The sequence below is a fragment of the Paraburkholderia sp. XV genome (assembly GCF_020177535.1).
In the GTDB taxonomy this organism is placed as follows: domain Bacteria; phylum Pseudomonadota; class Gammaproteobacteria; order Burkholderiales; family Burkholderiaceae; genus Paraburkholderia; species Paraburkholderia caribensis.
This window is the reverse complement of the sequence record NZ_JAGUUD010000002.1, coordinates 130,310-156,798: the sequence shown is the minus strand read 5'-3', so window position 1 is coordinate 156,798 and position 26,489 is coordinate 130,310. Positions and strand designations below refer to the sequence as shown.

29 protein-coding genes are annotated in these 26,489 nt (G+C 63.5%); 12 read left to right on the top strand and 17 right to left on the bottom strand.

Features of this window, described 5'->3' with window-relative positions:
• Window positions 1-47 precede the first annotated feature (47 nt).
• The gene (locus tag KFO72_RS01930; protein ID WP_035987266.1) at window positions 48-470 is read right to left on the bottom strand and encodes a transcriptional regulator; all 423 of its coding nucleotides are present in this window, start codon (window positions 468-470) and stop codon (window positions 48-50) included.
• Between the two features lie 347 nt (window positions 471-817).
• Between KFO72_RS01930 and mnmE the strand changes: the two genes are divergently transcribed.
• Window positions 818-2,218, top strand: coding sequence for a tRNA uridine-5-carboxymethylaminomethyl(34) synthesis GTPase MnmE (mnmE, locus tag KFO72_RS01925; protein ID WP_225031266.1), 1,401 nt, complete (start codon window positions 818-820; stop codon window positions 2,216-2,218).
• 114 nt (window positions 2,219-2,332) lie between these two features.
• Complete coding sequence (locus KFO72_RS01920) at window positions 2,333-3,514, top strand: tyrosine-type recombinase/integrase (protein ID WP_225031265.1); 1,182 nt, start codon at window positions 2,333-2,335, stop codon at window positions 3,512-3,514.
• Between the two features lie 230 nt (window positions 3,515-3,744).
• On the opposite strand, the gene KFO72_RS01915 is transcribed toward KFO72_RS01920, so the two are convergent.
• The 4 genes from KFO72_RS01915 to KFO72_RS01905 form a co-directional block, all read right to left on the bottom strand.
• Window positions 3,745-4,026 carry a hypothetical protein gene (locus tag KFO72_RS01915; protein WP_054929371.1) on the bottom strand — a complete coding sequence of 94 codons (282 nt, stop codon included), beginning with the start codon at window positions 4,024-4,026 and terminating at the stop codon, window positions 3,745-3,747.
• Between the two features lie 281 nt (window positions 4,027-4,307).
• Window positions 4,308-4,439 carry a hypothetical protein gene (locus tag KFO72_RS41940; protein WP_263626935.1) on the bottom strand — a complete coding sequence of 44 codons (132 nt, stop codon included), beginning with the start codon at window positions 4,437-4,439 and terminating at the stop codon, window positions 4,308-4,310.
• 36 nt (window positions 4,440-4,475) lie between these two features.
• Window positions 4,476-4,643, bottom strand: coding sequence for a hypothetical protein (locus KFO72_RS01910; protein ID WP_167352339.1), 168 nt, complete (start codon window positions 4,641-4,643; stop codon window positions 4,476-4,478).
• Window positions 4,644-4,792: 149 nt separating this feature from the next.
• Entirely contained in the window at window positions 4,793-5,419 is a 627-nt protein-coding gene (locus KFO72_RS01905; protein ID WP_054929370.1) for a LysE family translocator, read from the bottom strand.
• A 533-nt stretch (window positions 5,420-5,952) separates the two neighbouring features.
• Here KFO72_RS01905 and sap1 point away from each other — a divergent pair.
• Together sap1 and KFO72_RS01895 are read left to right on the top strand one after the other, a co-directional pair.
• Window positions 5,953-6,294: a surface attachment protein Sap1 gene (gene sap1, locus KFO72_RS01900; protein WP_225031264.1), complete on the top strand. Its 342-nt coding sequence runs from the start codon at window positions 5,953-5,955 to the stop codon at window positions 6,292-6,294.
• A gap of 508 nt (window positions 6,295-6,802) precedes the next feature.
• A complete protein-coding gene (locus KFO72_RS01895) occupies window positions 6,803-7,381 on the top strand; it encodes a YaeQ family protein (RefSeq protein WP_060599467.1) in 579 nt (192 codons plus the stop codon).
• Window positions 7,382-7,430: 49 nt separating this feature from the next.
• On the opposite strand, the gene KFO72_RS01890 is transcribed toward KFO72_RS01895, so the two are convergent.
• The gene (locus KFO72_RS01890) at window positions 7,431-7,844 is read right to left on the bottom strand and encodes a VOC family protein (RefSeq protein ID WP_225031263.1); all 414 of its coding nucleotides are present in this window, start codon (window positions 7,842-7,844) and stop codon (window positions 7,431-7,433) included.
• 365 nt (window positions 7,845-8,209) lie between these two features.
• Between KFO72_RS01890 and ada the strand changes: the two genes are divergently transcribed.
• From ada to KFO72_RS01865, 5 genes are all read left to right on the top strand, one after another.
• Entirely contained in the window at window positions 8,210-9,340 is a 1,131-nt protein-coding gene (ada, locus tag KFO72_RS01885; protein ID WP_225031285.1) for a bifunctional DNA-binding transcriptional regulator/O6-methylguanine-DNA methyltransferase Ada, read from the top strand.
• The gene (locus KFO72_RS01880; RefSeq protein ID WP_225031262.1) at window positions 9,337-10,260 is read left to right on the top strand and encodes a DNA-3-methyladenine glycosylase family protein; all 924 of its coding nucleotides are present in this window, start codon (window positions 9,337-9,339) and stop codon (window positions 10,258-10,260) included. Before ada ends, KFO72_RS01880 begins: the two co-directional genes overlap by 4 nt.
• Before the next feature lie 248 nt (window positions 10,261-10,508).
• Window positions 10,509-12,122 carry a glutamate--cysteine ligase gene (gene gshA / locus KFO72_RS01875; protein WP_054929366.1) on the top strand — a complete coding sequence of 538 codons (1,614 nt, stop codon included), beginning with the start codon at window positions 10,509-10,511 and terminating at the stop codon, window positions 12,120-12,122.
• 230 nt (window positions 12,123-12,352) lie between these two features.
• Window positions 12,353-12,841 carry a hypothetical protein gene (locus tag KFO72_RS01870; RefSeq protein ID WP_054929365.1) on the top strand — a complete coding sequence of 163 codons (489 nt, stop codon included), beginning with the start codon at window positions 12,353-12,355 and terminating at the stop codon, window positions 12,839-12,841.
• Window positions 12,842-13,108: 267 nt separating this feature from the next.
• The gene (locus KFO72_RS01865; protein WP_225031261.1) at window positions 13,109-13,678 is read left to right on the top strand and encodes an OmpA family protein; all 570 of its coding nucleotides are present in this window, start codon (window positions 13,109-13,111) and stop codon (window positions 13,676-13,678) included.
• Between the two features lie 52 nt (window positions 13,679-13,730).
• Here KFO72_RS01865 and KFO72_RS01860 read toward each other — a convergent pair whose 3' ends face one another.
• Window positions 13,731-15,341 carry a DHA2 family efflux MFS transporter permease subunit gene (locus KFO72_RS01860; RefSeq protein ID WP_224101630.1) on the bottom strand — a complete coding sequence of 537 codons (1,611 nt, stop codon included), beginning with the start codon at window positions 15,339-15,341 and terminating at the stop codon, window positions 13,731-13,733.
• 139 nt (window positions 15,342-15,480) lie between these two features.
• Window positions 15,481-16,017 carry a MarR family winged helix-turn-helix transcriptional regulator gene (locus KFO72_RS01855; protein WP_225031260.1) on the bottom strand — a complete coding sequence of 179 codons (537 nt, stop codon included), beginning with the start codon at window positions 16,015-16,017 and terminating at the stop codon, window positions 15,481-15,483.
• A gap of 273 nt (window positions 16,018-16,290) precedes the next feature.
• Between KFO72_RS01855 and KFO72_RS01850 the strand changes: the two genes are divergently transcribed.
• Entirely contained in the window at window positions 16,291-16,656 is a 366-nt protein-coding gene (locus tag KFO72_RS01850) for a hypothetical protein (protein WP_225031259.1), read from the top strand.
• A gap of 289 nt (window positions 16,657-16,945) precedes the next feature.
• Window positions 16,946-18,538: an efflux transporter outer membrane subunit gene (locus tag KFO72_RS01845; RefSeq protein WP_054929360.1), complete on the top strand. Its 1,593-nt coding sequence runs from the start codon at window positions 16,946-16,948 to the stop codon at window positions 18,536-18,538.
• A gap of 88 nt (window positions 18,539-18,626) precedes the next feature.
• Here the strand turns inward: KFO72_RS01845 and KFO72_RS01840 are convergent, their stop codons facing one another.
• The 8 genes from KFO72_RS01840 to gspG form a co-directional block, all read right to left on the bottom strand.
• Window positions 18,627-19,406, bottom strand: coding sequence for a type II secretion system protein N (locus KFO72_RS01840; RefSeq protein ID WP_225031258.1), 780 nt, complete (start codon window positions 19,404-19,406; stop codon window positions 18,627-18,629).
• Between the two features lie 22 nt (window positions 19,407-19,428).
• The gene (gspM, locus tag KFO72_RS01835) at window positions 19,429-19,932 is read right to left on the bottom strand and encodes a type II secretion system protein GspM (RefSeq protein WP_035987703.1); all 504 of its coding nucleotides are present in this window, start codon (window positions 19,930-19,932) and stop codon (window positions 19,429-19,431) included.
• A complete protein-coding gene (gene gspL, locus KFO72_RS01830; RefSeq protein WP_225031257.1) occupies window positions 19,929-21,299 on the bottom strand; it encodes a type II secretion system protein GspL in 1,371 nt (456 codons plus the stop codon). Before gspL ends, gspM begins: the two co-directional genes overlap by 4 nt.
• A 28-nt stretch (window positions 21,300-21,327) precedes the next feature.
• Window positions 21,328-22,425 carry a type II secretion system minor pseudopilin GspK gene (gene gspK, locus KFO72_RS01825; protein WP_224101626.1) on the bottom strand — a complete coding sequence of 366 codons (1,098 nt, stop codon included), beginning with the start codon at window positions 22,423-22,425 and terminating at the stop codon, window positions 21,328-21,330.
• A gap of 3 nt (window positions 22,426-22,428) precedes the next feature.
• Entirely contained in the window at window positions 22,429-23,133 is a 705-nt protein-coding gene (locus KFO72_RS01820) for a type II secretion system protein J (protein WP_054929346.1), read from the bottom strand.
• Complete coding sequence (gene gspI / locus KFO72_RS01815; protein ID WP_225031256.1) at window positions 23,111-23,542, bottom strand: type II secretion system minor pseudopilin GspI; 432 nt, start codon at window positions 23,540-23,542, stop codon at window positions 23,111-23,113. The genes KFO72_RS01820 and gspI overlap by 23 nt, the downstream gene beginning before the upstream one ends.
• Complete coding sequence (locus KFO72_RS01810; RefSeq protein ID WP_224101697.1) at window positions 23,542-24,027, bottom strand: GspH/FimT family pseudopilin; 486 nt, start codon at window positions 24,025-24,027, stop codon at window positions 23,542-23,544. Before KFO72_RS01810 ends, gspI begins: the two co-directional genes overlap by 1 nt.
• Window positions 24,028-24,133: 106 nt before the next feature.
• Window positions 24,134-24,610: a type II secretion system major pseudopilin GspG gene (gene gspG, locus KFO72_RS01805; RefSeq protein WP_054929345.1), complete on the bottom strand. Its 477-nt coding sequence runs from the start codon at window positions 24,608-24,610 to the stop codon at window positions 24,134-24,136.
• Between the two features lie 170 nt (window positions 24,611-24,780).
• On the opposite strand from gspG, the gene KFO72_RS01800 reads away from it, so the two are divergent.
• The gene (locus KFO72_RS01800) at window positions 24,781-25,194 is read left to right on the top strand and encodes a type II secretion system protein N (RefSeq protein ID WP_035987328.1); all 414 of its coding nucleotides are present in this window, start codon (window positions 24,781-24,783) and stop codon (window positions 25,192-25,194) included.
• A 75-nt stretch (window positions 25,195-25,269) separates the two neighbouring features.
• Here the strand turns inward: KFO72_RS01800 and gspF are convergent, their stop codons facing one another.
• Window positions 25,270-26,487: a type II secretion system inner membrane protein GspF gene (gspF, locus tag KFO72_RS01795; protein WP_225031255.1), complete on the bottom strand. Its 1,218-nt coding sequence runs from the start codon at window positions 26,485-26,487 to the stop codon at window positions 25,270-25,272.
• Window positions 26,488-26,489 lie beyond the last annotated feature (2 nt).

The following is a 26,489-nucleotide window of genomic DNA, read 5'->3' as shown; positions in this document are numbered from 1 at the left end:
AAAACCGCCCGGTTTCAGCCGGGCGGTTTTTTTTGTCTGCGATTTTTTTAAGTGTTGTCAGCGTCGCCGTAAAACTGCGAGATCAGTTCCTGAACCAGATAGCGATGATGCGGCGTCAAGGACTCGATTTTCGACGCCAGTTCGAGCGTCTCAGGCGAAAGCGGATATTTCTCGCCACGCGCCAACGGCTTCGGAACGTTCCGCGTCGATCCCCCAGGCGAAGGCCCGTAATGCAGCCAATGCACATCGACTTCGAGCCACGCCGCGAGCGTGCGCAACTTGTCGTCAGTGGGGATCGTGCGGCCGCTCAGCCACTTGTGCACGGTTTGCGCTGACACAGGCTGATCGCCGTGATGGCGTAGATTGAAATGTAATGCGAGATCGGTCCCGCCCTTGAGTTTTTCCGGGGCGCGTCTCATCGCGAACTTGAGTCGCTCGGCAAAAGCCGCTTTTTCTTCGACGGTTGGCATCGGAAGATTGTGCAGTCCGTCGCATCGCAGGTAGACAACTGTACGCGCTACATTTCGCGTATCTGAGATTTGCCTATCTCGTCACAGCACCCCATAAGAGGCGTTCTCCAGAAGATTCCAGTATCTGCTCTGGGTTGATCTGTAGGGCCTAGACTACACGAAGAGTCCGAATTCCCCTATTTGTGGATGCAAGAATCTCTTATCTCATTCGAGATAAATCTGAAACATCTCGTTAGCCCGCAGCGGCCAGATCTGCGCGCTAACACCCGAAAGGCCCGCGTTACAATGCCAGGCGTTCAGCGCACGGCAAGTGCGCTACTTTCCGACTCCTCACTGCCCCTTCCGACATGCTCGCAACCGATTCCGATCCGATCGTCGCCATTGCCACTGCGCCCGGCCGCGGCGGGATAGGTGTGGTGCGGATTTCGTTCGGCCGCGTCGGCGAAGCGGCAGCGCGCCCAATGATGCAGGCGCTCACCGGCCAACCGCTGACGCCGCGCCACGCGAGCTACGTCCCGTTTCTTGACGAAGGCGGTAATGCGCTCGATCGCGGCATCGCGCTGTATTTTCCGGCTCCGCATTCCTACACCGGCGAGCACGTGCTCGAGTTGCAGGGGCATGGCGGCCCGATTGTGCTCCAGCTGGTGCTGCAGCGCTGCATCGATGCCGGACGCGCGTTCGGTCTGCGGCTTGCGGAGCCGGGCGAGTTCACGCGTCGCGCGTTTCTCAACGACAAGCTCGATCTGGCGCAGGCCGAGGCCGTCGCCGATCTGATCGAAGCCAGCACGGAAGCGGCCGCGCGCTCGGCTGGCCGCTCGCTGGAAGGCGCGTTTTCACGCGATATCCATGCTTTGGTCGAAGAGGTGATCACGTTGCGGATGCTCGTCGAGGCGACGCTCGATTTCCCCGAAGAGGAAATCGACTTTCTCGAAGCCGCCGACGCACGCGGCAAGCTCACGCGCATCCGCGAACGCCTCGCGCTCGTGCTGAGCGAAGCCAGGCAGGGCGCGCTGCTGCGCGAGGGCTTGTCCGTCGTGCTGGCCGGGCAGCCGAACGTCGGCAAGTCGTCGCTGTTGAACGCGCTCGCGGGCGCGGAACTCGCAATCGTGACGCCAATTGCCGGCACGACCCGCGACAAGGTCGCACAGACGATACAGATCGAAGGCATCCCTCTGCATGTGATCGACACGGCGGGTCTGCGCGAAACGGAAGACGAGGTCGAGAGGATCGGTATCGAGCGGACCTGGGGTGAAATCCAGCGCGCCGATGTCGTGCTGCATCTGCTCGACGCCCGCTCGGGCATGACCGCCGACGACCATTCGATCGCCGCGCGTTTTCCGACCGGCGTGCCCGTTGTTCGCGTGCTGAATAAGACGGATCTGACGGGAATCGCATCGGGCGTGAGCGGCCTGAACGGGCCGGACGAGGGCGATTCGTGCGAGGTTCGTCTGTCCGCAAAGCGGGGCGACGGGATCGACTTGCTGCGCGGCGAACTACTGCGCATCGCGGGTTGGCAAGCCGGCGCGGAAACCGTTTATCTGGCGCGCGAGCGGCATCTGATTGCGCTTCGAGCGGCGCAAGAGCATCTGGGACTCGCCGCAGAACACGCTGATCAGAATGCGCAAGCTCTCGATCTCTTCGCAGAGGAATTGCGACTGGCTCAAGATCAGCTCAATTCGATCACTGGCGAATTCACTTCCGATGACCTGCTCGGTGTAATTTTCAGCAGGTTTTGTATCGGCAAGTAGATGTTGTTCCGATGGCCCATATGGAGGGCTTCGGATCACTTCCAAAACCTGTTTTTCGGTACACAAACCTGTACACTCCGTATTTGATGCACCCTGTGTACCGAACCCGCCAGCATGCCAAAACTTGCAACGCCGCTCAGCGAATCGCATATCCGCGCCTTGCAACCGCGCGCCACGCGCTACAGCGTCGCCGACGGCCACGGCCTCATCCTTGAAATCATGCCGACCGGAAAGAAGGTCTGGCGCTTCCGCTATACGCTCGACGGGCGTCGACAGCCGATGGTCACGATCGGCGACTATCAACTGATGTCATTGCGCGTCGCTCGAGCCAGGGCGCAGAAGTATGCGGAAATCGTGGCGCAGGGCTTGTCGCCCGTGTCCATAGCCAGACAGGACCGGGGCGCCGAGAAACGCGTCGATGTACTGCGCGACGCCGCCGAGCTTTACCTGGCGTCGGCAATGGCCCGCAAATCCGACGAATACCGACGCACGACGCAACGCGCGCTCGACAAGGACATCCTCCCCGCGATTGGGCACAAACCAATCGCGCAGGTCACGACGGAAGATATCCAGTCGATCTGCGACGCAATCAAGAGTCGGGGCGCACCACAGATGGCACTCCACACGCGTAACGTCGCAAGGCGGCTGTTCGCGTTTCTGATCGCGCGGCAGCTCACGAGCGTCAATCCCGCCGATGCCATCGTCGCCCGCACGATCGCGACGCAAGACAGCCGCTCGCGCGTGCTGACGGGAAGCGAGATTGGTACGTTGGTGCGTACGATCCATACGTCGAGTATTCGACGGCCTCTGAAGCTTGCGCTTCATTTGCTCGTGCTTACGATGGTCAATAAATCCGAGTTGATCGAAGCGGCGTGGCGCGAATTCGATCTCGACGCAGGTGTCTGGACGATTCCCGCCGCGCGCGCGAGCAACGGCCGCGAGCGGCGTGTCTATCTGTCGGGTCAGGCGCTGGCTATGTTGCGCGAGTTACGCGACAGCAAAAGCAGTCGCAACTTTGTCTTCCCATCCACGCGAGGCAGCGAAGATCGACCGATTGCAAAGGGCACGCTGAATCAGGCGGTCAAAACGCTCGGGTTGCAGGGCGAACATTTCGTACTCCACGATTTCCGCCGCACAGGGTCGAGTCATCTGCGCGATTTGTTGCAATCGGCAGACGACAAGGATGCGCTTGCCGTAGCCAATGACACGGACGCTGTGCGCGAAATGCAGCTCTGGGCAGATTACGTGGACGCGCAGACTGAAGAGCAAGCAAGTTCGCCGATGCTAACGCCCTGAACTTAGACTACCATTTATTGGTACACAGCATCGGACCCTTCTGGCGCACAGGCAGGCTTGACAAGCGAAGAGTCCTATCAGGCGAGGTTTTGTTCCGCTCGTTACATCAGGATGAAGAGCGTACTTTTAAGGTACACAAGACTCGCTAAAGCCGCGCAAAATCCCTATTTTGGAAGCGTTTATCGGCACGAGCGGTGGTTATAACCCCCAAAATTCGGCCGGCCGAAGAATCACCCGTGCAAAACGACCGGCTCAGCGCCGTGCTCGCCAGTTGCCTCAGCGAAAGGCGCCGAGTGGACATCTGGGCCGTACCGGTCATAGTGATCGAGCCGAAGCAGCAGGCTGTCCAGAGCGCACAGCTGGATTTTGGTGAGGGAAGGTGCGTCGAGTAGCGCGTGCAGTCGCATGCGCCAGTACTCCGAAGTAAGAATCGTGCCGCCCATGCCCCCAAGCAGCGATGGCCACATGACGCGCGAAATGTGCGCAATTTCCTGATCGATCAATCGGTTCATGCCGTCCCCCGTGACGTCTCGACAAGGCCAAAGTTTTCACATCTGATGATTAACTCTAGCCGGATTTTCGCCAATCACTACCTATGCAAATAAATAGGTACCTGCGAATCGAGTCAGAAATTGACGACATCGCATGGCTTTTAGCGTACGCATGCGCGTCGCATGACAATCGGGGGAATAGAACGATCTTTGGGCGTCAATTTGACGACACAACGCTTGCGCAATAACGAAGCGCTGCGCCAACGAGAAATTCGATCGACAGATATGGAGCGCGCAAAAAGCTAGGCGTCATCCTCCGGAGGCTCGGGCGCGCGCGGCACCGAACCGCAAAACGAGGTCAACGCGACGCTGATCACGACCAGTGCGGCCATGAATAGCCAGTACTCGGTCCACGAGAAAGAGAAGGCCAGCACATTAGCCTCCATCCGCTCCGGATAGTGTCCACCCGCCTAGTGATGCAGCAGGCTGCGAATCGGATGCCGCCAGTCCAACCGTCTGTGATGGTCGTCATCGTGCAGGGCCTGGCGATGCTCCTGCCAAAGTTCGTCGGAAAACAGAAACGCGACGATGAGTAGCGGCACGACCAGAAACGCGCCCAGAATCAGATGCTCGATCACAATAACCTCCCGATCGACGGAGCAGCGACAACTTCATTGTAGGCATACTGCCCGTCACTGCGTGTGATCCACCGCGCACACCATGTGCGCGATTCGAGTGATGCAAGTAGCGCGCCCGGCGCGGCGCATCGCGTCGATCGGAAATGCGCTCACGCTGTCGATTTCTTCCACGCGGCGGCGAGGAGTCCCGCGCCGATCAGCAGTGTGCCGCCTGTGCAGTTGACCCCGCGCTGCACGCGCGGACTGCGGATCGCGCGCCGCGCCGCCGAAGCAAGCACGGCATATCCGAGCGCATTCAAGGTTCCGAGTGCGACGAAGGTCGCTTCGAAAATCGCAATCTGCGACCACGTGGCGACTTGCGTGTCGATGAACTGCGGCACGAACGCCACGAAGAACACGATGCTTTTCGGATTCAGTGCTGTCACCGCATACGCGTGCGCGAAGATCCGGCTCGCGCGGGTCTCGCCTGTAGCCGGCGCGTCGGCCGTCGACACGGGTGCCCGCCACAGCTTGATGCCGAGATAGATCAGATACGCTGCGCCGAGCCACTTGAGCGCCGTGAAGAGCGTCGCGGACGCGGCGAGGATCACGCCGAGTCCGAGCATCGACGCCGTCATCGATGTGAGGTCGCCGAGCGCGACGCCAGCGGTCGTCACCATTGCAAAGCGACGGCCGTGGCCGAGCGCATAAGAAATTACAAGCAGCACGGTAGGTCCGGGAATCGCGACGAGGATCGCCGAGGCGATGGCAAAGGGAAGCCAGTGTGCAAGTGTCATGAGAGTCTCCTGGGAAGAAGGGCCCGCGTTTCGGTGCGCCGCTCCGGTTCATGCGTTTTTGGGCCGGTCGATTTATCCACGAACACGGCGTTCGTGCAAGCGCCCTTTCGAGTTCGTTCAGGAACTCAGAGCGCGGTCCTCAGGCATCTTTTTTATTCTGCGTCCGCTTCAGATCGCATCGGGCTTTCATGAGTCGCGCGAATGACTTTGTGTGCGATGCATCAATGGCTTAATCGTTTATCGCAAACGGTTTAAAAACCTTTAAGCGTAAACGCTGATTACGCCCGCAAAAGATTATCCAGTAAGCCTAAACGCTTTCAGCTGCAATTCGCAATCCGCCTCTAGCTGCGTTTATTACGTCATTAGGGCGGTATCAAGTGGCGTTTTGCCGCCGTGCGACATTTCGCCGCTGTTGCGAGCGCACACAAGATGTGCTTGCCGTTCAACGGGTTTCTTCTACATTGAAAGACGTGCTTGTTTTACGGCAGTTAAACACATAGCTAACCTGAGACGTACCCCGCAAGGAGGTAACCATGAACAAGCGAGTCGCCATTCTTTTCGCACTGGCAGGTTTATTCGCAGCTGCAGGCGCGCCGGCGCAGGACGCTGTGATTAAGCCCCAGCAGACCGTGCAATTCAAGGCGAATTCCTATGGCTGCCTGTCAAAGGACAAGCTCGACGCCGTCACGCAACACGCGCAGGCGGGCGAGCAACAGCAAATGCAGGAATTCTTCTCCGGTTTTCAATGCATTTCCACGCCGGAGCATTCAGATTTTCGTGTAGTCCGCGTGGTTGGCCATGACGTTGAATTCGTCAATGCCGGCAATAGCGATACGCAAGGTCTTTGGACCAACGACCGATTCATCAAGCAATAAGCATCTAAAGTTGGATTTCACCCGACAGCAAATGTCGGGTGAATACAAACACCCCGACGAAAGCACTGCTTTCGTGTCTCGACATGGCCAGTTTTTAAGCTGGCCATCTTCGTTTTTCAGCTGACCTTTAGCCTGCCATCAGCGCAGTCGAAATCGGTTCACTGATTCGATCCGCTCATCACCCGCGCCGGACGGCCTCATCGGGCTGTCATGCCGCGCCCGCATATTCGGTATCATCACGGTCCCACCTTGCAGCCAGGCGCGAGCAGTGCGCGATGGCTCGAACGCGCGGACTCGGCACATATGTTGCTGCTTTCAAGGCATGCGAAAGCAGGAAGGTTGGTGCGACAGGGCTTGACGCCCCGACGTCGCGGCAATCCGGCAAATGTGTTTCATCGGCGAGACGCGCGACCGAGGCGCCACCGCTGCAAGGCAGGGGATGACCATGGCAAGGTACGCCGACTCACTATTCACTCTCCGGTCCGCATTCACGGGACCAGGTTGTAGCATGGCTCTGAAATCGACAATCTATAAGGCTGACCTCCAGATCGCGGACATGGACCGGCACTACTACGCGGACCACTCGCTGACGATCGCGCTGCACCCATCGGAAACGAACGAGCGGATGATGGTCCGCGTTGCCGCGTTCGCGCTGTTCGCGCAAGAGCGCCTCGAATTCTGCAAAGGCCTGTCGGACATCGACGAACCCGATCTGTGGGCCAAGGATCTGACAGGCGCCATCGACACATGGATCGACGTCGGCCAACCGGACGAACGCCGCATCGCAAAGGCGAGCGGGCGCGCGAATGAAGTGATCGTCATCGCATATGGCGGCCGGACTTCCGACATCTGGTGGCAAGGCGTGCGCAACAAGGTCGAACGGTTACGCAACGTGACCGTCTGGACGCTCGGCGAAAATGTCGCGCCGGCGCTGGCTGCGCTGGCCGAACGCACGATGCGCCTGCAATGCACGGTTCAGGATCACGCAGCCTGGCTGGGCAGCGAAACCGCCGACGCCGTTCCCGTCGAATGGACGGTGCTCAAGGCTCCGATGAACGCGCGTCCGGCAACGCACGGTGGCCGCTGACGGGTCGTGATCGCACGTCCTGTGTACCAAAAAAAGCGAGCGCTGGCGCTCAAGGGTTATCAACCGGCGGGCCTTTGAGTTCGACCATATTGCCCTCGGGATCGAACAGATACAGCGACGGTCCATAACCATCCGCGCCGTAACGTTGCGCCTCTTCGCCGATGCGCACGTCTTGCGCGGCGAACCATGTCTTCAGCGCGTCGGCGTCGAAAGGCTCGACGCGTAGGCAAACGTGATCCATGTTTCGCCCCGCGCCGGGCGCGCCGCTCTCCGGACGGTCGATCTTTCCGCCAGCCTGCAACAGGTCGATCAACGAGCGTCCTGCCCGCAGCTGAATCAGCCCGATATCGCGTTGTTCCCTGTCCACCGTGCAGCCAAGCACCTCGCGATAAAACCGCGTCATCGCGTCGAGATCGGCAGCGCGGATGACGACGTGATCGATATCGAGAATCTGGAATTTCATGGCGCGGCGTCCCGTCTCTGTCGTTCGGTGAAGAACCCAGTGTAGAAGGAATTGCGCGTGCAGATGGCGGCTCGTCGGCCAGGAGGGCAAAACGTTGAGACGAAAAAAAGCCCGCTCGATTGGAGCGGGCTGAATCCATATCAGGAGGAGACATGGAGGAGACAAGAACCACTATACACGCCGACTTGATGCGACGCAATAACTTTTTAAGGGAAAACCCCAACTTTTTTCGGGGGCAGATTATCCCAATAGCTGGGAAAAATCAGCCCGCCGCGCAGCCCAAATGACACAGCAAGAAGCGGAGCGTACTGTGTGAACCTGCCCGCTAAAGTGGCAGGCATCAAAACCGTCCCCCGGGGCAAATGATGAACACATCCATTTCTCAAGCGACGCCCGTCGCGTTCGCCAACGACGACGACCGCTGGACAGCCGTCCTGAAACGCGACATGTCCGCTGACGGCGCCTTTTTCTACGGCGTTCGGACGACGGGTGTGTTCTGCCGTCCGTCGTGCGCCTCACGCCTGCCGCGCCGCGAGAACGTCGACTTCTTCGCTTCGACCGACGGAGCGCGCGCCGCCGGCTATCGCGAATGCAAGCGTTGCCAGCCGGGCGGCCTGCCGCGCGAACTCGAGATCGTGAATCGCGCCTGCGCCGCGCTCGACGCCGACCCGCAGCAACGTCTCACGCTCGCGCAACTGAGCGAAGCCGTGCACGTCAGCCCGTTTCACCTGCAGCGGCTCTTCAAGCGCGTAGTCGGCGTGTCGCCGCGGCAATATCAGGCGGCCCAGCGCGGCGCGGCATTGCGCGACGCGCTGCAACGCGGCGCCGACGTGACCCGAGCAACCGTCGACGCGGGTTTCGGCTCACCGTCCCGGATGTACGGCATGGCGGCCGCAGAGCTGGGCATGGCGCCGTCCGAATATCGGCGCAAAGGCGCGGGGCTGCGCGTTCGCTACGCGAGCGCGCAGACTTCGCTCGGCCTCGTGCTGGTCGCGACAACCGACAAGGGCATCTGCAAGATCGCCTTCGGCGACGATGAAGCATCGCTCGTCGACGACCTGCGCAGCGAATTCGCGAGCGCGGAACTGATCGATGATCCGAAACGGCTCGCGCCGTTCGTCGAGCAGATCGACGGTTATCTGCGGGGCACGCGTCAGCGTTTCGATCTGCCGCTCGATATCGCCGCCACGGCGTTCCAGCAGCGCGTGTGGGAAGCGCTACGCCGCATCCCGTACGGCGAGACGCGCAGCTACTCGCAGATCGCCGAAGCCGTCGGCGCGCCGCGCGCGGTGCGGGCCGTCGCCAATGCGTGCGCCTCGAACCCCGTCGCGCTCGCGATACCTTGCCACCGCGTCGTGCAAAAGGACGGCGCGCTGGCGGGCTATCGCTGGGGTGTCGCGCGCAAGGCAGCGCTGCTCGATACCGAGACACACCGCGAATCGCGCGACACCGGCGCGGCCATTCACTCCACCGCCGACATGGATCACGCCGCTTGAGCCGCGCATCGACCGCCACACTCGAACTCCCGTTCAAAGCTCCCTATGACTGGCCGCGCGTCCTCCGCTTCTTCGGGGGACGCGCGACGCCGGGCGTCGAAGCCGTCGAGGACGGCGTCTGGCGTCGCGCGATCGGCTGGAACGGCGACAGCGGCACGCTCAACGTCCGCAAGCATCCGCGCCGGCATTGCATCGTCGCGACCATCGACGGCGCGGTGGCCCGTCACGCGGACACGCTCGCCGCGCCCATCGCGCGCATGTTCGATCTGCACGCGGAACCCAAGGTGATCGGTGCAAGCCTCGCCAGCGATCCGTGGCTCGCGCCGCTGGTCGCCGCAGCGCCTGGCCTGCGCGTGCCCGGCGCGTGGTCGGGGTTCGAACTGGTCGTGCGGGCCATCGTTGGCCAGCAGGTCAGCGTGAAGGCAGCGACGACCATCATCGGAAGGATCGTGCAGCGCGCCGGCGAGCGCATCGACGGTCATCCGCACGAGAGCACCGCGTGGCGCTTCCCGACGCCCGCCGCGCTCGCCGCCGTCGACCTTGCGCAGATCGGCATGCCCGGTAAGCGCATCGAAGCCTTGCAAGGCTTCGCGCGCGCCGTGGCGGACGGCGACGTGCCGATCGACAGCATCGGCAGCGCGGCGTTCGATCTTCCGCAGTTGCGCGCGTCGTTGCTCGCGCTGCCCGGAATCGGGCCGTGGACGGTCGAATACGTCGCGATGCGCGCGTGGCGGGACCCCGACGCGTGGCCCGCGTGGGACCTCGTGCTGATGCAGGCAATCGCAGCGCGCGAGCCGGCGCTCGTGCGTCCCAACCAGCAGCGCGCGCGCACCGACGCGTGGCGGCCGTGGCGTGCCTATGCGGCGATGCATCTGTGGAACGAAGTCGCCGATCGGGCAGGCGCCGCACGCGGCGGCTAGCGGCCTTCCGCACATATTCGTGAACGTCGTCGGTCGACTTCGCGGTCCGGTGCGGCGTACAGTGAGAGGGCGCGCAGCGGGCACTGAAGCCGGTCGCAAGCGGCGCGGGAGCGGCCTGAGGCAACGCCAAGCAGCCGTTCTGGCGAGATGTTAAAGTGCCCGCTACTGAAAATTCCGCCGAACGCTGTCGGCCGCGCGCGAGCAGCACCGCGCGGCGCATGGCGGCCGACCCTGTTCGACCCGCATCAATGCCAAACACGACACCCTCCCGCACGACCGACGCGCTACTGCACCGCCTGTCCGTGCTGACATCCGGTCCGCAGCGCGACGCGCTGACGACCGGTTTGCGCGGCATCGAGAAGGAGAGCCTGCGCGTCACTCCCGACGGCCATCTCGCGATGACGCCGCATCCGCGCGCGCTCGGCTCGGCGCTCACGCATCCTTCGCTGACCACGGACTATTCGGAAGCACTGCTCGAACTGATCACACCTGCCGAGCAGGACGCGGCAACCACGCTCGAGCGTCTCGACACGCTGCATCGCTTCGTTTATTCGGCCATCGGCGACGAGGTGCTGTGGAACAACTCGATGCCGGGCGTTCTACCCGAAGACGACGAGATTCCGATCGCGGACTATGGCACGTCCAACATCGGCAAGCTGAAGTATGTGTACCGCGTCGGGCTCGCGCTGCGCTACGGACGCACGATGCAATGTATCGCAGGCATCCACTACAACTATTCGTTGAACGAAGAAGTGTGGCGGCTGCTGCATGCCGACCAGCAATCCACGGCCAATGCCGTCGATTTCCAGTCGGACCGCTATCTCGCGCTGATCCGCAACTTCCGCCGCACGAGCTGGCTGCTGATGTATCTGTTCGGCGCGTCGCCGGCGCTCGACAGGCGCTTTCTGCGCGGCCGCGCGAATACGCTCGAAACGTTCGACGCCGACACGCTGTACCGCCCGTACGCAACGAGCCTGCGCATGAGCGATCTCGGCTATTCGAACACGACGGCGCAAGCCGCGCTGCACGCCGATTACGACACGCTGCCCGGCTACCTCGATGCGCTCGCGAAGGCCGTCAGCCAGCCGTATCCGCCGTACGAGGCGATCGGCACGCAGCGCGACGGCGAATGGGTGCAGATCAATACCAACGTACTGCAGATCGAAAACGAGTTCTACTCGACGATCCGTCCGAAACGCGTCACGTACCCGGGCGAGCGTCCGCTGCATGCGCTTGCGGCGCGAGGCGTGCAGTATGTCGAGGTGCGCTGCATGGACATCGATCCGTTCGAACCGACGGGTATTTCGCTCGAAGCCGCGCGCTTTCTCGACGCCTATCTGCTGGTATGCGCGCTCGACGAAAGCGCGGCGCTGCCGCCGCCGGCCTACACGGAAGCGAACCAGAACTTCGGCCGCGTGACGATGGAAGGGCGCAAGCCCGGCCTCGAGCTGGTGCGCGATGGACAACCCGTCAAGATGCTCGACTGGGCCAATGAACTGCTCGCGAAAATCGATCACGCAGCCGCCGTGCTCGATGCAATTCGCGGCGACGACAGCCATGCACGCTCGGTCGCGACGCAGCGTACAAAGCTCGCAGACGCGTCGTTGACGCCGTCGGCTCGCGTGCTGCAGGTCATGCGCGACAAGCAGCAGAGTTTCCTCGACTTCGGTCTCGCGCAGAGCATCGCGCACGCGGAGCATTTCCGCGCGCGTCCGCTGGACGAAGCGCAAACGCAGGCGTTCGCTGCGCTCGCTACGCAATCGCTCGCCGAACAGGCCAAGCTCGAGCGCGAGGAGGTCGGTTCATTCGACGCGTTCGTTGCCGCGTATCGCGCGTATACGTTGAACCGCTTCAGCGTTTAGTCTGGTACGCCATCGCATGCGCGAGTCCGCGTCTGATGAGGGCAGCTTCGTGCTGCCCTTTTTCATTGCGAGCGAGTCGGGGCCGGAAATTGCTGCGACACATCTTGCAATGCCCGAACGTCGCTCCCGCTTCATGCACGCTGTATGAAACGCGTCGGCAACGTCGCGGTCCAACCCTGTATCACGCAACGCTTCGCCGCTTCGACATGTGCGAGGGAGGAATCCGGGTTATGAACAAAGGTCTGATAGCCGCGCTGTGGGTCGCGGTTTGCGTGTCGGCCGCCGGCTGCTCGACGCGCGGGCAGGTCGATCCCGATGTCATGCAGATCGCGACCGCGCCGCTGACCTGCGACAGCAAGAGTCAGTGCGACGCGTGGTGGCAGCGCGCGCGCACGTGGGTCACTACGCATTCCCGTTACGAGGTCGCCACGGCAACCGATACGCTGATCCAGACAGCGGGGCCAGACGGCGGCAAGCGCGATCTCTCATTCGAAATCACGAAGACACCGAATAACGACGGCACGTCGACGATCGGTTTTGCCGCGCATTGCGACAGCTCGCTCGGATGCAAGCCGAACCCGTGGGAAGCGGGCGCCGACTTCAAGCAGTTCGTGCGTGGCGCCGCAGCGAATGTGGCGGCGCCATTGCCGTCCGGACAATCGGGCGGATCGAGCGGTCAATCGGTCTTATCACCAACCGGCGAGCCCGTTTCACAGTAGGACGAATCAAATCGAAGCCATTTTTTGATTAAGACTTCTCCGATTGGAGTGACGATCCGCTGCCTCTATCGTCTCGTAACTCTAATTTCCTCTGCGAGAAGTCTCATGTTCTTTCGTATCTTGACGGCGATCGCTTGCGTCGCCGGTATCGCTGGATGCACTTCCTATTCCGGACCCGCACATAACACCGACGTCGTCACTTTGGCCAACGGTGCGCAAGCGTATCGTGTCCAATGTCTCGGTTTGCTTGAGAGCTCGAAGAGCTGCATGGCCGAAGTCAAACGCATCTGCGGCGACAAACCGGCTGTGCGTATTTCGTCGGTCGATCACATCACGTCGGATCTCAAGTCCGAAAATGACCCGCGCGAAATCACCTTCCAATGCGCGACGCCCGTTGTCGAGCAACCCGTCAAGCCGGCACCCGCCGTCGTAGCGCCCGTCCCGGTTGCCGTCGTCGCGCCCGCACCGGCCCCTGTCCGGCGCGCTCCGCAGCGCAAGATCACGCTGCAAGGCGACGCGACGTTCGCCGTCGGCAGCGCGACGCTGACGCCCGTCGCAACGGCGAAGCTCGATGATTTCGTCGCGGCCAACCAGGGTGTCGATATCGAGGGTATGACGATTGCCGGCTATACCGATTCGACGGGTTCGGCCGAACTGAACAACCGTCTGTCGGCAGCACGCGCGCGTTCGGTGCAGAACTATCTGGCAACGGCCGGACTGCGTGCTTCGAAGTGGGACGTGCAAGGCTACGGCAGCGCATCGCCCGTCGCGCCCAACACGACGGCTATCGGCCGCGCGAAGAACCGCCGCGTCGAAATCCAGGTCGACGGCAAGTAATCTCTCTCCTCGTAGCATCGGGAGCCGCAGCGCTCCCCATCCCGCGGCGGCGTCAATGTCCCATTGACGCCGCCGCGCCCTTTTTGGGCTTCGTCACCCACACCAGACACGCCAGCACCACGAAGCCCGCACACGAGATGCGGAAGAAATCGTTGGTCGCCATCATGTAGCCCTGTTGCGTGACGATCTCGTTCAGTTGCGCCGTCACCGCTTGTCCTTTGAAGCCCAGCGTCGTCAGCAGATCGCTATAGGACGTCGTATTCGCCGAGTAGGCGCTCACCGATTCCGACAACACGGCGTGGTGATAGATCGCGTCGTTTTCCCAATACGTCGTGCTGATCGCCGTGCCGATTGCGCCAGACAGCGTGCGCAGAAAGTTCGATAACCCCGATGCGCTAGCCAGCCGTTCATCCGAAATGCTGGACAGCGTGATCGTCGTCATCGGCACGAAGAAGCAGGCCACGCCGATGCCCTGTACGAGACGCGGCAGAATCACCTGATTGAACGGCGCATCGAGCGTGAAAGTCGAGTTCCACAACGACACGAATGCGAACACGACGAACGCGAAGCTCGCGACGATCCGCAAATTGAGCCGGTGCATGTTGCGCCCGATCATCGGCGACAGCACGAGCGCGAGCAGACCGACGGGCGCGGTCGCGAGTCCCGCTTTGCCTGCCGTGTAGCCCATCACCGTCTGCAGCCAGAGCGGAAAAATCACGACGGAGCCGAAGAACGCCATAAAGCCGAACGAGATGATCAACGCGCCCAGTGCGAAGTTGCGGTCCTTGAAGAGCGACAGGTCGACGACGGGCTCTTTCTCCGTCATCTCCCACACGATCATGAACGCCAGCGACGTCACGGCGATGATCGCCAGCGCGACGATGAAGGTCGAGCTGAACCAGTCGCGGTCCTTGCCGAGGTCGAGCATCATCTGCAGGCACGACACGCCGATCACCAGCAGTCCGAGGCCGATGCCGTCGATGCGCTGTTTCGTCGTCTGCGTTTCGCGTCCGCGCAGCAGGAAGTACGCGCACGCCGCCGAGAACAGGCCGATAGGCAGATTGATGTAGAAGATCCACGGCCAGGTGTAGTTGTCGGTGATCCAGCCGCCCATCACGGGACCGAAGATCGGCGCGACGATCACCGTCATTGCCCATAGGCCGAGCGCGAGACCGCGTTTCTCGAGCGGGTAGGAGCGCATCAGAATGGTCTGCGACAGCGGCACCATCGGGCCGGATACCAGCCCCTGAAGCAGACGGAACGCGATCAGCGACTCGAAGTTGTGCGCGAAACCGCAAGCCGCGGACGCGATCGTAAATAGCAGCACCGACAGCGTGAACAGCCGGACTTCGCCGACCCGCCGCGCGAGCCAGCCCGTCAAAGGCACCGCGATCGCCGATGCCACCGAATACGACGAGATCACCCACGTGCCTTCGCTGGTCGCCACGCCCAGGCTGCCCGAGATGGTCGGCACAGCCACATTCGCGATCGACGTATCGAGCACTTCCATGAACGTCCCGAGCGCGAGTCCGACCGTTAGCAGCGCGAGCCTTCCGCCCGTGAGCGGAGCAGGGGCGGCGGGCTGGGCGGAGGCCGCGCCGCCGTGCGGCGGCCGGTCATCCGTTGAGCCGGTAGAAGTGGAAGCCGCTGGCAATGCGCTCATTTGGCGTGTTCTCCTTGTTGCATGAGAAAACTTGCCGCGACATGAAAAAGCCCGTTGCTCAATGGCTGGCATTCATGTCCCGACACTCTCTGCCCAGACAGGTAAATTAGTAAAACAAACCGCGCCGAAGCGCGGCTGCCTAAAGGTCGTCGGTTGGAACGGACGACCCGATTTCTTCTTCACCAGACTTGTCGGCCATCTGACATCCGACAGCGCCGTTTCCGCCATCGATACCGTTAGCAATGAAACGGCTCAACAGATCGATCAGTGTCGCGAGATCCGCGCCTGAAAAGCCCCGCAGCTGTTCATTGAGCACGTACGCGCCAATCTCCGGCAATTGCGACGCCGCGTGCTGACCTTGCGGCGTCAGGCCGAGCTTCACGATGCGCCGGTCCTTGTCGCTACGCGAGCGCGCGATCAGCCCCTTCTTTTCAAGGCGATCGAGCATCCGCGTCATCGATCCGCTGTCGTAAGACATGGCCCGCGACAGTTCGAACGGTGTCGTTGCGCGGCCGCATGAAAGCAGCAGGATCACGCCGATCTGCTGAGTCGTCAGCCCGAGATGCGCGACCGCGCGATCGGTGCGTTCGACCAGCACGTTCCTCGCTTTGGTCAGGTAATAGCCAAGGCTCGATTCGAGATGAATCGACTCCGGCTGGTAGGGACCGTCGGTCATGAATGCTCTTCTGGAAGCCGCCCGCTGGCGAGACAAACGTGAATGTTCCGGATTGTATCTGCCCAGGCAGTGACGTCAATCGTCTGGACTGATCGCGCAAGCACCGAGCCAAAAAACAACGAAAGACCTTGTTGCAATGCACAGTATCTTGAAAATTGATTGCATGGTCAATATTATTACAGGCAACGAGTTACGCGACCCGCGTCATCGGAGACCATGTTCTGACCGCACTTGCGTGCGCCTTCTTTTACCGGCGCACAGAGGATTCCCGCGATGCTGTACCTGAAAAACACCCTCGGCGGCTTGAGCCGCTCGCTGACCGATTCTGCGCTGCAAACATTTCAAGGAGCCAACCGTTGGTGGAAAGTGGCTCTGTATGCGGTGATCTTCGTCCTTCCGGGCGGGTCGATCGGGGTGCTGCTCTTCGCGTGGTTCGAACACCGGCGCACTCGAAGCGTCAAAGCGCAGGCCGTGCGGCCGACCGCATTGCTCGCTTCTCCGCTTAAGTCCCGCTCGACGGGCAGCCATCAGCCGATCGCTCCCGCAGCCACGGTTTGTCAGGCGCGCCCCGATGCGCCGCCGTGCCGCGCCGCCGCAGGCAAGCAGGCGCGGCAGACCACCGCCGATCCGCGCCTCTAGGCGTCTGTCGCGCGTCGCTTCGGAATAAAGGCCGCCGCAAGGCGGCCTTTGCTTTTTCCGACCCGCAACATCCACTCGCACAAATAGCGCCGTAACAGCGCGTAACCGTCGCCTCACCGTCGGTAACACACACGGGGCGCGCGCGGCATTACTCTTTCGATTTCATTGCCGGGCAATGCGTGCGCTACCATTCGAGCCATCGCGAGTACGCGCCGCCAATCGCGCGAGCACCCGCTCCGCAATTCGCCCCGGTACATGGCGCTCTCCGCATCGACAGGAATTCACTTGCATGCAGTTTGATCGAACTTCGCGCGCACGCGCCTCGGTCGCGAACGTCGCGGGGCAACGCGTCCTGAACATCGCCGTTTGCGCCACGCTGGCCTTCGCGCTTGCCGGCTGCGCGGTCGGTCCCGATTACAAGCGGCCGTCCGTCGACATTCCGGCCTCGTACAAGGAAGCCGCAGACGGCTGGAAAGTCGCGCAACCCGCCGACCAGCAGGATCGCGGCGCGTGGTGGACCATCTACAACGATCCGCAGCTGAGCGCGCTCGAAGACAAGCTCAACGCGTCGAACCAGACCGTCGCGCAGTTCGCCGCCGCCTACCGGCAGGCGCGCGCGCTGGTCGGCGAGGCGCGCGCGGCGTACTTCCCGGTGATCAGCGCAGGGGCGAGCGCGTCGCGCTCGCGTACGCCGAGCCGCAGCTTCAGCGGCTCGGTGACGGGCGGAGGCGGCGGCACGACGTCGTCGCTCAGCAGTTCGGGCACGATCAGCAACAGCTACAGCCTGTCGCTCGACGCGACGTGGGAACCGGATCTCTGGGGCAAGGTGAGCCGCACCGTCGCAAGCCAGCAGGCCGGGCAGCAGGCGGCCGCCGCCGATCTGGCGAACGCGCGCCTGTCCGCGCAGGCAACGCTCGCGCAAACCTACTTCAACATCCGCTCGCTCGACGCGCAGCAAAAGCTGCTCGACGATACCGTCGCCGCCTACCAGCGTTCGCTCACGCTCACGCAGAACCGCTACGCGCAGGGCGTCGCCGCCCGCTCGGACGTGATTCAGGCGCAAACGCAGCTGCAATCGGCGCAAGCTGCCGCCATCGACAACGGCGTCGCGCGCGCTCAAAACGAGCACGCGATCGCCGTGCTGGTCGGCGAACCGGCGTCCGCGTTCTCGCTGCCCCCCGCGCCGCTCGATGCCGTGCCGCCCGCCACCCCCGCGCAACTGCCGTCGGCACTGCTCGAACGGCGCCCGGATATCGCGTCGGCCGAACGCAAGGCCGCGGCGGCGAACGAGCAGATCGGCGTCGCGATTTCGGCTTTCTTCCCGACGCTGACTCTGTCGGCCAGCGGCGGCTTCGAAAGCTCAGTGTTCTCGCAGCTGCTGCAAATGCCGTCGCGCTTCTGGACGCTCGGGCCCTCGCTCGCCCAGACTATCTTCGACGCCGGCCTGCGCAAGGCGCAGACGGACGCCGCGCGCGCCGCCTACGACCAGGACGTCGCCACCTACCGGCAGACAGTGCTGACGGCGTTCCAGGACGTCGAAGACAACCTCGCGTCGCTGCGCATTCTCGAGCAGGAAGTCACCGTGCAGCAGCAGGCGGTGCAGTCGGCCCAGCAGGCGCTGGATATCGTCACGAACCAGTACAAATCGGGCACTGTCGACTATCTCAACGTGCTGACGGCGCAGACCACCGCGTTCACCGCCGAGCAGAAGCTGGCGAGCATCGCGGGACAGCGGATGGTGTCGTCGGTCGGTCTCGTCAAGGCGCTCGGCGGCGGCTGGGAAGCCGAGCAGATGAATCGCGAGACGGGTGAAGTTGCAGCGCCTGCGCCCGCATCGTCGCCTGCCGCGCCCGTTGCGAAAATTTCCACCTCAGCGGGCTAGGCAACAAAAGGCACACGCACCAACGCAAACGGCCGCCACGTGCAAACATGGCGGCCGTTGTGTTTTCCACCGGCAAGCTGCGAAACGATCAGTGGACGAAGGTCAGCGCGACCTGTCCAGGCCCAGTGGGGCGCCCGAGCAGATTCAGCAGCCCGGCGAGATTGTCGACGGAGTCGGGCGTGGTGCTCGCGGTACCCATGAATGACGTCGAGGACTCGCTGAGCGTGCCGTGACCGTTCAGCAGCAGCGGCCCCTTCGTCGTCGACAGATCGAGCGTGCCGGACCCGCCCTGGGCCTGAAACACCACGCGATACGACCCGAGCGGCTTCACGCGCGAGACGCGCGAACTCATGTCGTTCAGCGTCACGATCAACTGACCGAATGCCTGGCGATTGAAGCTGCGCCAGTCGGTCCACGTCAGCCGCACGTCGCCTTGCAGATCGAGCGTGTTGAACGGCGCACCCAGGCCCGCGAGCAACGACGCTGGCACGGCGATGCTGCCGCCCGACAGCGTCGCGCTGCGCAGGGTGGCATCGACCGTGACGGGATCGGGCATCGCCTGGCTTTGCAACATCTGCATCCGCACACGGCCCGTGAACAACGGCCAGAACGACGTGCGCCATTCGATGCGCCCCGGCAACAGCGTCGCGCTTTCCGCGCCGGGCCCGGCGGCGAGCATCAGCGAAGCCGAGCCATGCCACAGCGAACCCGATGGCTCGACGAGATTGACATGCCCTTGCGTGGCCTTCGAGAACTGCGGCGTGACCCAAGCTGCGGGCGCCATCACCAGCAACACCGCGACGTTCGCGATCAGCGCGACGGCGATCCAGGGCAGCGCGGCGCGTAGTCGCCGCATCCAGAAACTCATGCGTAATCCCGTGGCTGCGCCGTCATTTGATCGTTGCCGGTTGCAGCGATGCCGTCAGATCGACCTGGCCGTCCTGCTTCAACCCCGTGACGTGCGCCTCGGACACCTGCACCTTGAACTGCTTGCGCGCATCGTCGAGCCATTCGGTCCAAGCGGGAAACGATGCGTTCTTCAACTGGATCTGCACCGCGTTGCCGAGCACCTGCACCTGCGTCGGCGCGAGCCCGTGGTCGTTCAGCGACGCCGTCAGCGCGTCCTTCAGCGCGCCGCCCGTCGGCGCCACGCCCTGTGCCGCCGCCGACAGCGCGCGCGCCTCGTTCGCCTGCGCGGTCATTTGCGAAAGCTGGCGCTGCAGGCCCGGGATCGATTCGCGCAGCCGCGCGCGTCCTTCCTGGGCGGGCGCCCACAACACCGACCAGACGATGACGACAGCCAGCACCGCGCCGCCCCACGTCAAAAGCGCTTTCTCGCGCGGCGTGCGGGCATCCCAGAAGCCGGCCCACGTGTTCAACAGTTCTGCTTTCATTGTCCGTTCCTGATCGTCCACTTGCCGGTGTTGCTGTCGATCGCGCCCGTCAGGCCATTGCGCGTCAGGCGCTGCTGGAAATCGGGATCGACCTTGATCTCGGGTTTGAACGTCACATCGACACGACGGTCGTGATAGTCGAGCGCGGCAAGACCGTTGACGGGAATCGGCCCCAGCGAGCGCGCCAGCCCGTCCGCGAGAGAAAGGAAATCGTCCGGCGACAGCTCGCCCGCCGCGACGCGCAATTGCTGCAACTGACGCGCCATCTGATCGGGCGCGTCGAGCACGACCGTGGTCTTCGGAAAGGTGTTGAGCAGCAGCTCGGTCATCTGCGCGCTGATCGCATCGCGCTGACGCGACAACATCAGCCACTGAACATTCGCGCCGATGATTGCGACGAGCACCGTGCCCACCAGCAGCCACAACGGCAAGCGCAGGCGGCGCAGCGACGCGCGATCGAGGCGCCACGGCTGCACGGCAAACTCGAACTGCGCGAGATCGAAGCGGCACTGGATCGCGTTACGCGCGAGCGTTTCGAACGAGACGGGCAGCGAACCAGCGATAGAAGGGCGCCCGGGCTGCGCCACCGACGCCAGGCGCGGCTCGCTACCCGGCAAATCGACGAGCGTGTAAAGCGTGACGGGCGCATGGCCCGCGAGCGCCGCCACCGTCGCGCCGACCGCCGATTCCGGCACGGCCAGCCCTTCACCGAGCGGACCGCGCGCGAGCGCAAGCTCGACGCGCGGCGGTGCGGCGTCGACGGCGCCTTCGCCGAGCACGGCGGCCGTCGACGGCACGACATGCCCCAGCACGGCCGCAACGACGGGCGTGAGGCCTGCAACGACGGGCTCGGCGCGCGGCGGTGGGGCATCGGCGCCAGCGGCAACGGCTTCCTCCACAGGCACGTCGGCCGCCATCGCGGCGACGGGCTGCGGCAGACAACGGGTGACGGGCACCACCTTCACATTGCGATGACCCGCCGCCGCAAACGTCTCGACGATATAGCGGAACCAGCCGCGATCGACGATCGCGAGCACATGGCGGTTGCCGTCGAGCGGCTGCGGATCGAGCGCGATGTGCGTGGTCTGCGGGTCCTGGATCAGTTGATCTTCGACGACGTTCGGCAGCGCCTGACGCAAGCGCGGGCCTTTCAGCGGCGGCACGGCCGTGGCCAGCATCAGGCAGTCGCGCGCGGCGAGCATCAGCACGGTCGCGCTCGCACGCGGCAGCAGGCCGGGCGCCGAGCGGCCGGCGCGCTGGACGCGCCCCGATTTGTCGAGCAGCAGAAACGGCAACTCCGGCAGTTGCCATTCCTGCGACGGCACCGCCGGATCACGCGGCGGCAGAAGAACGATCAGCGTGCTCAAAGGCCACTCTCTCGGGAAATTGCGTTGTTCATAGTTGATCTCGTCCCCATACGATACGCGTCGTATGCGTCAGCGCGTCGCGATAGACGAGGGTGGTGCGATCGACTTCGGCGCGCTCATGCTCGACGCGTCCGTGGATCAGGAAGTAGCTGGTGTTCACGTCGAGCTGATTCGGATCGAACACCAGCTGCTGGACGCCCGCGCCGCGCAACGCGAGCTGCACATCGCCGACGTTGTGGAAGAACACCGTCTCGCGCCGTGCGACGAACGCCTGCGCATTCGACAGATTCATGCCCGGCACGACGGCCGCAACGACCTCGGCGGGCGCGGTGTTCATGTTGACGGGCGTCGTGGTGGGCAACACGGTCACGAACGGGCGCAGCCGCGCGATCATCTCCGGCGTGAAGCCGGGCACGTCGAGCAGCGAATCGACGCCCGTCATCTGAAGCGGTGCGACGGGCGCGTTCTCGTCGGCGTCTTCGAGACCGGGCTGATCGGTGTAATTGCCGCCGCCAGTCGCGCCGCCTTGCGGCTGCGTTGGATCGACGGTGGCGGGATTGGCCGCCGTCTGGAAGCGCGTCGCCGATTGCCGCAGTCCCGCGCGCAATTGCAGCGCGGTGTTCTTCGCCAGTTGCCCGTTGATGCCAAGAAGCTGCAACAAACGCTGGAACGACTGGATCTGCTGAACGTTCAGCGTCAGCGCGCCAGGCACCGCCGTTGAAACGAGGTTGCGCAGATTGAATTTGGCCTGCGCATCCTCGATGGAACCGGAGATATACGTGGCGCCGCCTTCCTGCGCGCGCACCTCGCCGATCTGCCCGAGGAAATCGGACAGGCGCGTGCGCGCGATCGGCACGCCCCAGACGCCGCCAAGATACGTGATGCCCGCCGACGTATCGCCTTCGGACCGAAGAATGAGCCGCGTCCAGTCGAGCGCGCCGCGCGACACCCACTGCGCCTGCGCCAGCAGCCGTTGATTCTCGATGCGCCGGATCTGCACCTGCTCCCGCCACAGCATGCCGGAGACGAGAATCGCGGACAGCGCGACGACCAGCAGCGCGCTGATGATGGCTGCGCCGCGTTGAGCGGCAGGTTTCGAACGGGCAGGGCGAAAGCGCGTGACCAAGACTCACTCCCCAACGAGAAAGACCCGCGTAACGGGCCGCGCGAGCGAACTCGCGCCGATGCTCACTTCGAGCCCCGTCACCGACCTCGGCAACGGCGCGTTGCCGAGCTGAGGCACCTTCAGATTATTGTCGTTCTCGGTGATCGCCGACTGCACGTCTTTCATCTGCGTCGTCCAGCCGACTTTCGGCACATACAGCCGCGCCGTAATCGCGCCAATACCGCCGATCAACGGCACGGCGTTCCAGTTCTCGTTCTCCGAACCGCCCAGCGCGCGGCGCACCTCGCCGATGTTCGCCAGCGGCGGCGACGCATAGCGCAGAATCCGTCCCTCGGTGATCCGATACCGCACGACAACCAGCCGTGGCGCCGCGCCCGGCGCGCGCATGTAGCGCACGATCTGCAGCGCATTGCCGTTCACCGCGACGGCCGGTTCGCCCGCTTCGTCGTCGGATGCGGCGTTGCGCACGTCGATGCGCATCTGATCGAAAAACTGCGCGAATACGCGCTCGTCTTCCATCGCGTTCGTGATTGTCTGGCGTCCACGGATGATCTGGTCCAGTCCGCGCCACGACAGCACCGCGATCACGGCCAGAATCGCAATGGCAACGAGCAGTTCGATTAGCGTGAAACCGCCCGCTGTCTTTCTCAGCAGCGGCGAACGCCGAACGCGCGAGACGTCGTGCTCAGAGCGAGCGATTCGTTTCATTCGCGATTACCGTCACCATCTGCGCGAGGTTGCCCGGCCGGCCGGGCGACGTCACTGAAACCTCGACGCGTCGAAACACAGGGTTCGGCGTCGCGCTCACGTTTTCCGTGCAAATCAGTTGCAGGTTGCCCTGCGAGCAGTCGAAGCTCTGCGAGCCGACTTCCGGCCACGCGTGCGCCAGATGGAGCTGGGCGAGCGCGTTATCCGCGCTCCAGCCCGCCAGCAGCCGCCGATGCAGATCGGCCTCGCCCGTCGCGAGACTGCCGACCGCGCGCAGCGAAGCGGCCAGCGCGACCGCGATGATCGCCAGCGCGACCAGCACTTCGATCATCGTGAAGCCTCCCGCCCGCTTGCGAATTGGGTTATCCAGCGTGCCGCGCGCGCGGCGAACACGAAGCGCACACTGCATCAGCGCACCTCGTACCGGCCGTTGCCCGTGCCGATGATCGTCACGCGCCCCGCGGCGGAAAAGAGCGTCACCTGCACGGGCGTATCGATGCTCTCGGTACCGAACACGATGCGGTCCGAATGCGTATCGGAACCGGGATACTCGATCGTCACGCCCGTCACGCCGCCTTCCCAGCGGCGCGGCCCGAGCAGATCGTCGCGCAACGGACGCCAGCCGTCGCTGGTGTGGACATCGAAACGAAAGCCGCCGTCCAGCGGCAGCCACGAAACAGGGCGCGCGCGCACTTGCGCTTCGTCGCCCGCCGATTCGAACAGCAGCGCGAGACGCTGCGCTTCCTCGTTCAGATCCGTGCGCGGATTGCGCGTCAGCGACAGCGATGCAAGCGACACCAGCAGGCCGGCGATCACCAGCACCACCAGCATTTCGAGCAGCGTGAAACCGCGCTGGCGTTGGCGTGCGGCCGTGCGCAGTGCATCCTGCTTCATGCAGCCGCGCGCGTTGTCGACGCGGGCGGCTTCACGAACGGCGCGCGGCATGCAGTCGTGCAATCGCATGGTGACGATCGATGTCGATTCAATCAGCGTGAAGCGCTTATTGCCACGAGCCGACGTCGGCATCGTTGCCTTCGCCGCCCGCCTTGCCGTCCGCGCCGTAGCTGAACACATCGATCTCGCCGTGCACACCCGGGTTCAGATACTGATAGGAATTACCCCACGGGTCATTGGGCAGACGCTCGAGATAGCCGCCGTCCTTCCAGTTGTTCGGCACCGGGTCCGTCGACGGCTTTTCGATCAGCGCACGCAGGCCTTGCTCCTGCGTCGGATAACGGCCGTTGTCGAGACGATAGAGCTTGAGCGACTGCATGATCGTGCCGATGTCCTGCTTGGCCGCGACGCGGCGGGCTTCGTCCGGACGGCTCATGATCTTCGGCACGATCAGCGCGGCCAGAATGCCCAGGATCGCGATCACGACCATGATTTCGATCAGCGTGAACCCGCGTTGAAGGCGGGCGCGCTGGCCCGCGCGCATGGCCGCGATCTCGTTGCGGCGACTGGTCCACATTTGCATAGCTTGCTACCTCGTTTGAATGAAGGGTCGATCGATCAGACGTCACGCAATGCGTTGAGAATTCAGCACTCTGCACGTCCGGTCGATCATTTTAATGTCACGCAGTTGTAGGCTTCCGATCTGCCGATCCGTATGCCGCAAAATTCACAATAGTCCGTACAATCACACGCATGAACGCTCTCCAGATCCGCCTGATTTCGCTCGCCGTCTTCGCCGTGTTCTGCGCGACACTCACTTACTGGGTCGTCACACTCACGTCGCATTCCGGCGCGCCCGTGCCCGCCGCCGCCGTGCGCGCGCCCGTCTCGACGGATCAGGCTGCGGCCCTGTTCGGCGGCCAGCTCACGCGCACCGCCAATCAGGACATTCATCTGTTCGGCATCCTCGCGCTGAGCCACGGCGCCGCCGCGATCATCAGCACGGGCGGCGAACCGCCGCACGCTGTATCGCTGGGCAGCACCATCATGCAAGGCGTCAAGCTCGGCGAAGTGCGCGCCCGCTCGATCATCATCGACCGCAACGGCTCCCGCTCCGAAGTGTTCCTTCCCGCGAACCCGCCCGGCCCGACCATCTACGTGCGCTGATTTCCTTCTCCGCCGGGCCGGCGCAAACTGAAAGCATCGGTCCGGCTTGCAAGTCTTTCGGACGCTGACGCGCCGTCACTGCACCAGGTTGTTCAACTCGATGATCGGCAGCATCACGGCCAGCACGATCACCAGCACCACGCCGCCCATCGCGAGAATCAGCAGCGGTTCCAGCAGGCTTGTCAGGAACATCGTGCGCCGTTCGAGTTCGCGCGCTTCGCCTTCGGCCGCGCGGTCGAGCATCGTCGTCACGTCGCCTGTCGCTTCGCCGGAACGGATCAGGTGCACGAGCACGGGCGGAAACGTCTTCGTGTTGCCGAGCGCGCGCGACAGCGACGTGCCTTCGCGCACACGCACGATGGCATCGTCGATGTTGTTGCGCATCGCCTTGTTGCTGAGGGTTTCGCTCGCGGCCTGCAACGCGCGCAGAATCGGCACGCCCGCCGCCGTCAGAATGCCGAGCGTGCTCGCGAAGCGCACCGTGTTGTAGCCGCGCACGAGCTTGCCGAAGAGGGGCGCCGTCAGCGTCCAGCGATCGAATGCGAGACGCGGGCCCGGCTGCGCGAGTATGGCGCGCACCACGTACACGACGATCACCAGCGCGATCAGCATTGCCCACCACCAGTTCCGCACGAAGCTGGAGAGCGCCATCATCATCACGGTGAGGATCGGCAACTGCTGCTTCGTGCTGGCGAACACATTGACGACCTGCGGCACGACATAGCTCAGCAGGAACGTGACGATGCCGAATGCAATGATCGTCACGATGGTCGGATACGTGAACGCGAGCACGATCTTCTGCTTGAGCGCGTTGCGCTGCTCGATGTAATCGGCGAGCCGCGACAGCACGAGTCCGAGCTTGCCCGTATGTTCGCCCGCTGCGACGAGCGCGCGGTAGATCTCGGGAAAATCTTTCGGATGCTGCGACAGCGCGTTCGCCAGCGAATGGCCGCCCAGCACTTCCGCACGGATCGCGGCCATCAGTTCGCGGATGTAATCGCGCTCCGATTGTTCGGTGAGTACCGAGAGTGCTTCGTCGAGCGGCAGACCGGCGATCAGCAGACTTGCGAGTTGTCGCGTGAGAATCGCCTGCTCGCGCTGCGACAGCTTGCGCCCCAACGACAGCCGCTGGCTGCGCTCGCCGCGCGTGCGCGTCGCCGCCGGTTCGACGACCAGCGGCGTGAGACCTTGCGTGCGCAATTGCGTGCGCGCGCCGCGCGCGCTGTCGGCATCGAGCACGCCTTTTTGCGCCTTGCCGGCGGCGTCGATCGCTTCGAAACGGAATGCGGGCATGC